This is a genomic window from Gilvimarinus sp. 1_MG-2023, assembly GCF_030548285.1.
In genome coordinates this window covers 84,315-95,859 of record NZ_JAUOSC010000004.1, presented here as the reverse complement: position 1 = coordinate 95,859, position 11,545 = coordinate 84,315, and the positions used below count along the sequence as shown (strand labels likewise).

Here is an 11,545-nt window from a genome sequence, read left to right as displayed (position 1 = left end):
TTGCAACCACCTTACCCTAAAGCAAATTTATGCGCTAAGGCAGGAGATATACAGTTGCTCAACCTTTTCACGAGCCCAGGGCGTTTTACGTAAAAACTTAAGTGATGACTTGATCGAGGGGTCTTTTTTAAAACAATTAATATTAATTCGGTCTGCTAATTCATCCCAACCAAAGCGCTCGACCAACTGAGTCAAGAGCGATTCCAGCGTAATACCGTGCAGAGGATTATTGGGCTGTTCTTTATTCATTGCCGACTCCATAGAAGTTGCTGGTATTAACCGTTGGCCGACATCTGCGCGGCATAGGCCACCATAAACGCAGACTCTTGAAAGCCCTTAAGGCCGGTTTCGGAGAACGGAATAAGCAATGGATTTTCGGACACCACCTGCTTAACTTGAGCCGGCGTCATTAACTCCACCTCTACATCGTTAATTAATTGTATTGCCGCTTCTAATTTAAAGCTGACTGAACCGCCGGCAAATTTTCCCTTAGTCATTCGCTCACGGATAACGACGCGGGTGATTTGATAATCCTGCATTAGTTTGGCAAAAGAGGCCTGAAACTTCTGTAAATCTTCCCGGTTGTGAACTTTAGGCAAACTCAACTTGCGAGCCCGGCAATCTGGCAGGGTAAACTGGCCGCGGTCCAGCTCTAGTAAACAAATCACAGCATCATTCGCCGTTAACTCAACGCCACATACTTTCATTAAAAAACCTTATCTAATCTAGCTCAAACGGCCGTAAAGTACCGACTCAAACAGGTGTCAGCCAAGCGATAAATAGCTCAGTATGCTATCGCCCAGTGTTTTAAACATTGGGAGTATTTTACCCTTTATTCCGTGTAATAGCTAAATTCAGCTCGATTAATGATGCAAAGGCGGGGCCCAAACACTTGACTAGCACCCGATTGACCGAAGTCGTGGCAGTCATCTATACGGTCTGGAGTACAAAGCAAAACGCCCCGAACCAGGTCCGAGGCGTTTTAGTAACCGGTATTGAAGCTTGCATGGCTATGGGCCTAGCTTACCTACTCCACCGGCGTTAACTACCAAGCGGGATTGCCACCAACCCCGCCTTTTTCTCACTGACAAACTGCACCGGTGACATTAGGTACAACCGCACTGCTGCCACCTTTTTGCACCTGCATACCAAACTCAACCGATTCACCTGGCTGAATTTGGCTGTTCCAACCAAGACTGCTGGCACTGTAAGGTGAGCTACCGGAAACATCAGCATTCCAGCTGTTGCTAAGCACAGAGCCATCGGTAAAGTCCCAGTTGACGTTCCAGCCATTAATAACGCTATTACTTTGGTTAGTAATGCGTATTAAACCGACGTAACCGGTGTTCCACTCGTTGCTGATAATATACTCACACAGTGCACCACTACCAGAACCAGAGTCGCCCACGGTGACTACTGTGGTGGCGGCATCACTATCAGTGCCATCATCGGCTGTTAAGCTCACGGTGTAGCTACCAGCTTCGGCGTAACTTACCGACGCGCTGCTGCCAGAGGCACTCTGCCCGTTGCCGAAGTTCCAAGTGTAACTGAGTGCATCACCATCGGGGTCAGCGCTACAGCTGGCATCAAAGCTCAATGATTGAGCCACGTCCACCTCAGGGTTCAGTGGGCTGAAACAGGCAACCGGCGCACTGTTAGCGGGCTCACTCACTGCATTTAAGGTCACCGCTGAGGCAATCTCGGTTTCGACACCATTTTCATCCAACGCGGTGATGCTCAGCGTAAAGCTGCCTTCGCTACTGGGCGCCGTTATCGTAAATGAATTGCCGCTGGTCACATCGGTCACGACCATGTCGTTAACGCGCACTCGCACTCCCGAGGCATTGGCTTGGGTAAATTGCACTTGAACATCGCTGCCCGGGGTAACCTCGGCGCCATTGGCAGGTGAGGTAATTGCTACATTAGGCACAACTTCCGCTTCAACCGTAATACTAACGGTGGCCAGTTCAGACTCATCACCGGCGTTATCGGTTACGCGGTAGGTAAACGAGTCGGCACCACTGAAGCCGGCATCGGGCGTATAAAGCACGTTGGCACCGGTACCACTGAGTGAACCATGCTGCGGGGCCGAGACGATTTGGTAGCTTTGCACACTGCCGTCTTCATCACTGCCCTCAAGGGTGATCGCACGTTCGGTTTCAAACTCAGTCGTAACGTTTAAATCTTGCGCAACTGGCAGACAATTTACGCCGGTATCCGCACCGCAGCCACCGCTTGGCTCTTCGCCCCCTAGCAACTCAGAGCCGCCGTAAATAGGAATTAAACCGGTGGTGTAACCATAATTATCCGATGTACTGGCATAAGCGGAATCATAAGAGGGATCATTGCTGTCATCCCACACACTGACATCGCTATTGGTCGGCAAAGACGCACGAAATTGCACTTCGCGCCGATGGGCAGACTGCCCCCCGGGATAAATTAAGTCGCCGTCGAAGCTTACCTCCGTATAGTAAATATGCTCGGCAGGATCGCCCCAAGGTTGCAGGTCGCTAATAGACTCAGCCTGCGAATACCCCGAAGACATGGTAACGTCATCCGCCGTATAGCCTGCGGCATAGACTTCACTTAAATCATAAAAATAACGGAAGGACAAATCATCACGCCCCTCGGCCGGCGTTGTACTATGGTTCTGCAGCACAGCGCGGATTTCAACATGGCGAGGGCCAGAGCTATTGACCTTGGCACCAATCAAGTACTCGTCATCGCCTCGCTCCTCGGCTGGCGGGAACTGTGACTCGGGTAGTGGCGAACCGCCATAATCGGCAAACATAGCGGCTGCGGCACTGGTAAAGCCGGAATTATAATCAACCGCGACTTCATTCATGATGTAGTCACCGCGATCTTCAACGTAATTGGTGTCGGCATCTGGCCCGGCCACGACAGCACCGTGTAAAATATGACGCTGCTGCTCTGGCACCTGCAGGCTATCGGCCCAGCTACCGTGCGAGCCACGGTGATGAACATTGGTTGGGTAATCGTTGCCATAGCCCACTAAAAAGCTGCGGTTAGCTGGATTTTCACCAAGAATATAATCAATTTGCGTTACCCCGAAATCCTGATAGCGAGTTTTAAGCGGATCGGTATCGTCCAAGGCATCCGCGTAGTAGAGCGCCAGATAAGCGATATTCGCCGCGTAACGATTGACACCCCAACCGGAGCTATCTACCACCACAACACCGCCGGGGGTACGGTTACCACCACCAATACTCCAGTGATCCAGATAGCGCTGTGCATCGGTGTGATAACGCTCATCACCCAGCAAGTTGGCGAGCATTACATAGACGGCGTAGGCTTTATCATTCCAACCCAAAGACCAGGTATACACCGGCGTGTCGGACTGAGTTTCGTTGCCCATTTTATCGTAATAGAAAAGCGCCCTATCTAGGTAGCTATCATCGCCAGTTGCGCGCCATAGCCACACCGCAGCCCACGCCATCTCATCCCAATACACGCCATAGATGGAGTTATAGAACTGTTTGGCGTCGGTAATACAGTTAGAGTAAGCGTTATCCACACCATCGGTACCGGTGGTATTTTCAGCAAACGCAAATAATTGTTCGGCATGAGTTAATAGCGTATTAGCGTAGCCCGCATCGCTGGGAGCGAACACCATAGAGGAGGACGCCATAGCCGCTGCTGTTTCAGCTGCCAAATCGGGGCCTGGGCAATCTAAATCAATTTTCATGGAAACCCGCGAACCGGGAATTTTATGATGCACAACTTCTGCCGGGCCCCAAAAAGTGTGGTCGTCCGAGCCGATACCGACTTGACCATAAAGCACGTTAGGTTCGGGGTGTGCATTAATAAAATAATCGTTAACAAAACGCAGGTTGTTTAACAAATGCTGTAATTGGCCAGAGTCTTCGTAGGCCTGACGGTAATCGACACCGCCCCAGGCAAGAAGAGTTGTTGTGGCCGCCATAGGGAAACCAAATTTAACGTGATCGCCGGCATCAAACCAACCGCCGCGCAGATCCAGGCCTACATCCGCCCCGTCGTCAGGGGTAGAATCACCGCGCCACGGCACTCGGTTCCACTCAGGTAGTGGGCCTGCTTGCTGTGACTCGTAAAAATATATAGATTTTTGCAAGGCCTCACCGTAGTTTTGTTCTTGCGCGGAAGCTGTCGAAGCCATTAGCACACCAACTGCACAAGCGCTCATTATTGAAGTTATTTTATTTTGCAAAACATCGTCCTCCATGAAGGATATAGTGGTAAAAAATTTTGAAGTTATCCAGCTAACTGCTGAAAGCTGACGAGCCGGAAGGCTCGCCAAACACACCCAAGCAAGGGGCTATTACTGACACTGTTCGCCCTCAACAATCACAGTCTCTGACTCACCCGAAGCTTGGAATCCAAAGCTGACCGACTCGCCCGGGTTAATCGTTTGATTGTGACCCGTGGCACTTGCCTGATAAGGGTTTGTACCCGAGACATCGGCCGACCAACTATTACTGATACCCACGTCACCGGTGTACTGCCAATTGACTGACCAGCCGCTAACGGCTTCGTCGCTGTTATTGGTTAAGGTAATTTCTGCGGTAAAACCTGTATTCCAGGCATTATTGACGGTGTAATCACAAGCTAGGCTCGCATCACCGGTTGAGCTGGTACTGCTCGCACTGGAACTACTATCGGAAGAACTACTCATCGAACTAGAGCTAGCCTCCCCTACAACTCCGTGTGGTGCAGGTTGGGATTGGCAGGTAGATACCGCAACGCAACTAGTATTGTTTTCATACCCCCATCCTTCTTGAGTCTGCTCGCACAGTGGTGTCGGGGTGCCGTACCAATCACAATAACTCCCTGAAGGAATCGACGAAGAGGATGAAGACGACGAAGATGAAGAAGGTTCATCGACCACCACAAAAGCACTGGCGTACTGCGAAGGAGACTGAGCATACACGCGGTTTTCTGTTGCGCTGGCAACCGAAGATACTTCACCATTGCTGTCGATAACGCCAATTTGCACATCTGTATTTAGCGCATTAACTGCATCCGCCAGTTGCTGGGGCCATACATCGGCCGCACCGGTTTGAGCCGATAGAGTTAAACTGTTTTGAGGTAAATAAATATCTTCACCAGTATCAGACACTAAACGCAGTTGAACTTCGGTGCCTGCAGGGTAAGCTTGAGCGACTTCGGTTAAAGCCCCCAGGCTATCCCAGTTTGAAGCGGCTTCGGGTAAGTGGTTAATAATGATGGAAGTGGTACTGTCACTGACCTCGTTGCTAACCTCCAAAGTTACAGTCACCGCTTGTTCACTTTGGGTATCGGCTAAATTTAAAACTGTTTGCTCACCTGCGACCTCACTCAAACTATAGGCACTGTTATTCGCCGGCGTTAAACTCCACTGATAATTTAAGTTTTCGCCACTAGAGCCCGCCGCACTAAGAGATACCTGTCCTGCACCCGTTATAGTGGTCACATCGGGGGTTGCCTGTATGTCAGCCTCAACAGCAATCGGGCCTACACCGCCATCAAAAGCAACATCTATACAGCCGTGAAAACGCTCGAAAGTATAGTGATTGCGCCCCCACTCCCCATAAATCACGTGACGACCATCGCGTTCAGGGATATCACAGGTTGTATGGAATAGAGCATTGCCTTTATCAGGAACCACGTTTGGATTCGCCTCTGGATTACTGTCATCGTAATTCAGAACACAAAACGCTTCGTCTTCGAAATCATTCCACGACAGGGCTTGACCAATGGTGTATTCAAAATCGGGTTTAGTAATCCAATACCGAAACTCTTCTGTGTCGTCAAAATGCGGCCCCCATGAGATATCCCAGGTAATGGTTTTCTCGCCAGAGCTTATCGAGTTAGTGGGCCAGTCAATAGGAATATCCCAAGGCGTGGCACTACCACTCCAGGTTTCACTGTCAAAACCACAGACATTTTCGGGAATAGGCTCCACACCTTTTCGCCCCACATCATGGCTTAACACACTCATAAACTGATAGCCGCCATTAAAATCCTCGGCAAAAGCTTGGGCACAAGCACTGCCCGGCTGAGCTTGATCTGGCTTAGTGACAGCACCACAAAGCCAATTGCGCGATGCAGGATCAGACATTAGACCATGAGAGAAAGCTCCAGATGAAACTAAAAATGCAATGCTTCCATAAAGAAGAGTTGAATAACGCATAACAGACTCCGACCTTGGTTAGAATTATAGGAATAAAATTGTCTTATTCTTATATGTGCTTAATAAACCTTGAAACAGTTAAGTTTCAGCCGCGGCAAAACGACGCACATCTACAGAGCCACATTGAGGTTCTCAAGGAGGGAAAAATCAAATCATTAAAATAACAATTGAGACATCATTCTCAATAAATTCAAATTTTGTCTCATTAATCATTATTTATTTTTTTACAATAATTTATTAAATTATCAAAGCTAAAAACCATAATAATTTAATTGAATATATAACGTACTTATTTAAGATTTTGATGTGAATTACATCCGAAATGTTAACGATACAGTCGACATACAAAGAATAGACTAACGCACACATAAAATTAATATATTTAAATAAACAACCAATAAAACTTTCACAGGAATTATAAATTTCACTTCAAGAACAAATGTTAACGATAAAATTATTCTTAAAAAATACAAATAAAATATGACAAAAAAATCAAACAAATAAATAAATCTATTAAAAATTGAAATAGTTTATTTTCAACACACAGATTAATACGACACCCACCCATCAAAAATCTTCGCCCCCCTCCTTCTTAACAACACCAAAAATCCAATGACAAACACAACTAATGTAGCCCAGAAAAACCATAAATATCTTTATTGTAGAAAAATGAAATCCATAAGGTAAAGAGAGAAAATAAAGCGCCAACGACTAACAAAATACCACCAACGCTTAGCAGACAGTGACATGACTAAGCAATTATGACATTTCTGCAATAATCGATACCCGCCCTATAAGTATGATAAAGCCCCTACAACGTATGGAGCTAAGGTGCGATTTCTTCAATTAGCATGACGAAATATAAAAACTCGCCCCCTGACCTAATTTAGCCCGGCGGCCACTCTACTAAGTAGATTTACTTGACGTATTAACACTAAAATAATCATATATGACTGTTAATTTATCTTCTTGAAAGGCATAATTAATGATTTAGATGTGAACGATATCATGATCAACCAATTGCAAGAGAAATATCAATTGTCACTAATGTGGTTACTGAGTGCAGTTGCCATATTAGGAGTTTTTCCATTTGCGGTAATGCGGTATTTAGAAAGAAATTTTACTGCAGCAATCATTGATATAGTGTTAGTTATTGGTTTATTGGTCTTGGTAGCCTACGCCCACCAGTCGAAAAACATCCGTTTAGTCAGTGCGATACTGGCCGTTTTTATTAATGCTGGAGTGGTGGCTATAGTCATTGCCAACGGTATGGATAGCTTTCTTTGGGTTTATCCTGTATTCGCCAGCACCTTTATTCTGGTAAAACCGATTGAGGCCTTCGGCATTAATTTGGCTGCCGGGATATGCCTACTGACCCTGTCCGATATTTTCTCGACTATCTCACTTTCCTCCTACGTTGTCACAATCTTAATGCTATCGCTAAGCACCTTTGTCTATACCAGTCACAGCGAGAAACAATTTAAACTACTAGAAACCCTAAATACTGTAGACGCCCTCACAGGTGCGTTAAATCGACGAGCCTTGAGCTCAGATATTAAATCGGTAATATCCACCTCTCAGCGCGATAACACCCGGCCATTACTAGCACTACTAGATCTGGATCACTTTAAGTCAGTCAATGATCAATACGGTCACGCAGCTGGCGATCAAGTTCTACAACACTTTGTTGCCTTAATTAAATCTAATATACGCCAACACGATCAGCTTTACCGATTTGGTGGGGAAGAATTCGTACTGCTAATTCATCAGATACACGATCAACATCATGCATTTATCAATAATTTAAGATCGGCCATCAACAAAGATTTAAAAACACCTGACGGAAAAGAAATAACCGTTTCGATTGGCGTGGCACTATGGACACCAGTCACCACCGAAGATGCCTGGCTAAAACGCGCGGATAAAGCGCTCTATCTGGCCAAAGCGCAAGGCCGCGATCGCGCCATATTCAGTGAGTCGCACGAGCAACACCACACAGCCGACCCAGCCTCCTTACTATAAGCCGCTACAAAAAGGACTTAACCGGCCTCACCCGTAAAAAGCCCTTGAACAAAACAAACAGAACAGATCCCTATAGGCTCCCTTCTACAAAAAGTCGATAGCAGTGCTCACAATAAGTGCGCCAGGCGCGCCGCCACATACTCAAGAGCTGATACCGTAGCGGCTTAATCGATTAAGCTCAAATGCTCACTTGATCGCCCTCACTCAATCACCAATGTCGACGCGGATAATACGGTTGGTCGCACTCTGGTGGATAAGCATATCGCCCTCGCGAGTGGGGCGCATGTGGCGCACAATACCAGCGTAAATATCGGCCGTAGGGATTGGCCAGCTTTGAAAAGTCTCGCTCGCGGGGTCAAAGCGCACCAAAGGATCGGGACGCATGCCAGACTCGTTATACCACACCACACCATCCAGCACTGCTAACGCATAGGGGTGAGACTTGGGCCCGCTGGGCGAGGGCCACTCTGTAATCCCTTCACTGGCAGGGTTATAGCGCCCCAGCCGCCCGCGGCCTGAGTTGACGTACCAAATCATACCATCCTCGGCTATATCAAGACGACGAACCCTAGTGTCCTCGTGGGGCAGTTTAATTTCTGTTAGCGCCATTGTCTTTGGGTCAACCTTGACCAAACAGTTACTGCCATTACAGGCTACCCAGGGTGCGCCCGAGGCATCGATTTTTATACCGTATGGCCGCGAGTTGGGCGTCGGCATAGTCGCCAGCCGGATATCACCCGTTGCGGGGTTTAGGTGGCCAACCATATTTGAGTGCTGCAGAGTAAACCAGAGTTGGCCCTTGGCATCGAACACACCCGTATGAGGGTCCCGTGCATCTGGGTCCGGCATAGAATAAGTTTTCATATCGCCACTGTCGGGGTCGAGCAAAACCACCGTGGCATTTTTATTGCCCATCACCCAAACACCGCCATCACTGTCGATAGTCACCGAATGCGGCTTGGTGCCAGCAGGAAGGTCGTACTCGTGCATCTGACCGGTGGCGGGGTCAATTTTACCGACAATATCGCCCCACTGACCGACCCACCAAATCGTGCCATCCGGTGCCTGTACCGGATCGCGCGAGCGCTGGCCAAGGGTCGGCACTACCCACTCGTGAAAACTAATTTCGGTATCGCCCTCAACAAGCGTCGGGGCCCGCTGCTCATTGGGCGGAAAATGCTTGGCGAGGTAATCCGCAATAGCGCCCCGCCGCTCGGGGTCGGCCGACAAATCAATCATCGTGCCAGTCAACCTAAGCCAGCCATCGCGGGTATAACCCAAACTGTGAGTGATTTTATCGGCACCGTGGCAACCAGAACACATCGCCTCAACCAAATCGCGCCCTTCACCGTCAGGCAAACTGGCTGCAAAAACCGATGCCGAACCGGCTGCAAGAAAACACACAAGCCCGGCTATGCGGACACTGAAAAAATTCATCACAAATCACCTCTAATTATAGTCAGTGGATTTTTACCCAGCCTGGCACTCATTAGCTGCCAGCTCAACATTAGAATTTTTCTAAAAACACCAATAATTCCTGAAACATCAATTTGATAGCGAGCTCGAAGAAGCTTGAGTTTATCGGCACGAGTTAGTAAATAACATTACTCGATGAATTGTGGTTAATAAACACCGTATAACTGAAAGAGCTTCTGGCCTGAAATCCTACTCATAACCTTTCACGTTAACAATCCTTGTAAATTAAATTAGACATCGACAATTAGGGCCCAATTATAGTTTTTATCACTCGGACAACAGAATCCTCATTGCCCCCAGGGTGTAATCTGGTTTCGTTATTGGTGACACTCCTTTTCACCTTCTTCCACCTAAAAATTCTGGCGACGAAGCAATAATCGTCGCTCCTATGCATCTATAGCATTGCTTACCTTTGGTTTATTTCGTTATTTTTACATACATAAAATAAACCACGGCCATAAATAAACAAACACCCGAAGGAAGCAACAGCGAAAGAAATTTATATTTATTATAAAAAAACGATCCTAATGTCCCACCTAATATAAACCCAATTATTATGATTAAAAAAAGCTTTACCTTACGCCCATCAAGCCTCTTACCTCTGCAAAACTCTCCAAGCATAATACCTAAATCTGTAAAAATTCCTGTTACATGTGTTGTTCGAATAACGGCACCGCTATAGGTCGTTGCTAATGCATTTTGAAGGCCACATGCAGCCGAAGCAAAAAAATGCCCATAAAAAGAACCGTTCGATAATAACCACAACGTGACTAATAATAATAATGCTTCTAAAAATAAGACCGTATCGTAGTGTCGACCAAGCTTAAGTGTTGACCCATGCAATAAAAAACCTGCCATCGATGAGCCAAACAAAAATGACAACAACACCCCTAACAAATGAATAATACTTTGTAAATTCGAACTTAAAAAACTCGCCCCAAAGATTGTGGCCGTGCCAGACAAATGAGAAACGGATTGATGTTCAAAACTCAGCAGTCCGACGGCATTTACAAAGCCGGCCACCAATGTCAGAACAAAGGCTCCAACCTCAACCCATTTTGGTAATTTCGATATCAATATTCAGACCCCATTTTACAGACAACGCTCAGGAATCGAGCATATAAAAGCTAAAGGATAAAATCTTGACGCGCCCCCACTTATATCACGTTCCACTTCTCGCTATAGACCGCAGCCATTAACTCAACCCCCGTGCTTATTCACTGGGGCATCAGGTGTTGGTGGCATCCATAAAATGGACCGGATAGTGCCACAAAATGAGAGCCATTTTTGTAATATCAGCCTATTTTATTTTTTCATTATCACTACTTAGTGTAGACGGCTTTAATGGAGAACTCGCCCTCATCGGCCTCGACCCAGTCACTCTGGTTCCTATAATAAATCGTCACTCGATCGTCATCTCGCTTCGCAGCGATCATGGCATAATCAGCCTTATCAGACGACGAATAGATAACAAACCCGGCATTTTCGAGAGCCTCGGTATAAAAATCAATAACATCATTGCGTGATGCTTTGGTTCCAAATCGGGCTATCGACTCCTCTCTATCACCACCCGCCGTATCGTATGCATCGCTAATCGCCAGCCTGGCATCGGGCACAACGGGAAGTCCAAGCGGCGGGGTAAACTCGTCAGCAACCGCCATACCTGCACTCACAAACAACACTGTAACGAGGGTAAATATCTGTAAGATGCTTTTCACATCACTCTCCCGAGTTTATATATGGAACCTATAATTGCTCATATCTTAGCAGTAACTTATCAAGAGAGACATAGACATCACTTATGGTTGAATTGCGCGCCAACGGTACCCATCCACCACCCCATAACAAAAAACCCCGCACTGAAAAAACAGCACGGGG

8 protein-coding genes are annotated in these 11,545 nt (G+C 47.0%); 1 reads left to right on the top strand and 7 read right to left on the bottom strand.

Annotated features, from left to right (window positions below; translation table 11 throughout):
- Positions 1-27 precede the first annotated feature (27 nt).
- The 4 genes from Q4563_RS07235 to Q4563_RS07220 all read right to left on the bottom strand — a co-directional run bounded on the left by Q4563_RS07235 (position 28) and on the right by Q4563_RS07220 (position 6,169).
- Positions 28-249: a VF530 family protein gene (locus Q4563_RS07235; protein ID WP_303604092.1), complete on the bottom strand. Its 222-nt coding sequence runs from the start codon at positions 247-249 to the stop codon at positions 28-30.
- Between the two features lie 26 nt (positions 250-275).
- On the bottom strand, positions 276-707 hold the full coding sequence (locus Q4563_RS07230) for a DUF3010 family protein (protein ID WP_303604091.1): 432 nt from the start codon (positions 705-707) through the stop codon (positions 276-278).
- 374 nt (positions 708-1,081) lie between these two features.
- Positions 1,082-4,156, bottom strand: a complete 3,075-nt coding sequence (locus Q4563_RS07225; protein ID WP_303604090.1) for a glycoside hydrolase family 9 protein — start codon at positions 4,154-4,156, stop codon at positions 1,082-1,084.
- A gap of 162 nt (positions 4,157-4,318) precedes the next feature.
- A complete protein-coding gene (locus Q4563_RS07220; protein WP_303604089.1) occupies positions 4,319-6,169 on the bottom strand; it encodes a lytic polysaccharide monooxygenase in 1,851 nt (616 codons plus the stop codon).
- Positions 6,170-7,165: 996 nt separating this feature from the next.
- Here Q4563_RS07220 and Q4563_RS07215 point away from each other — a divergent pair.
- On the top strand, positions 7,166-8,191 hold the full coding sequence (locus tag Q4563_RS07215; RefSeq protein ID WP_303604088.1) for a GGDEF domain-containing protein: 1,026 nt from the start codon (positions 7,166-7,168) through the stop codon (positions 8,189-8,191).
- Positions 8,192-8,395: 204 nt separating this feature from the next.
- Here the strand turns inward: Q4563_RS07215 and Q4563_RS07210 are convergent, their stop codons facing one another.
- The 3 genes from Q4563_RS07210 to Q4563_RS07200 all read right to left on the bottom strand — a co-directional run bounded on the left by Q4563_RS07210 (position 8,396) and on the right by Q4563_RS07200 (position 11,385).
- The gene (locus tag Q4563_RS07210) at positions 8,396-9,628 is read right to left on the bottom strand and encodes a virginiamycin B lyase family protein (protein ID WP_303604087.1); all 1,233 of its coding nucleotides are present in this window, start codon (positions 9,626-9,628) and stop codon (positions 8,396-8,398) included.
- 456 nt (positions 9,629-10,084) lie between these two features.
- Positions 10,085-10,744 carry a YoaK family protein gene (locus Q4563_RS07205; RefSeq protein ID WP_303604086.1) on the bottom strand — a complete coding sequence of 220 codons (660 nt, stop codon included), beginning with the start codon at positions 10,742-10,744 and terminating at the stop codon, positions 10,085-10,087.
- Between the two features lie 245 nt (positions 10,745-10,989).
- A complete protein-coding gene (locus Q4563_RS07200; RefSeq protein ID WP_303604085.1) occupies positions 10,990-11,385 on the bottom strand; it encodes a hypothetical protein in 396 nt (131 codons plus the stop codon).
- Positions 11,386-11,545 lie beyond the last annotated feature (160 nt).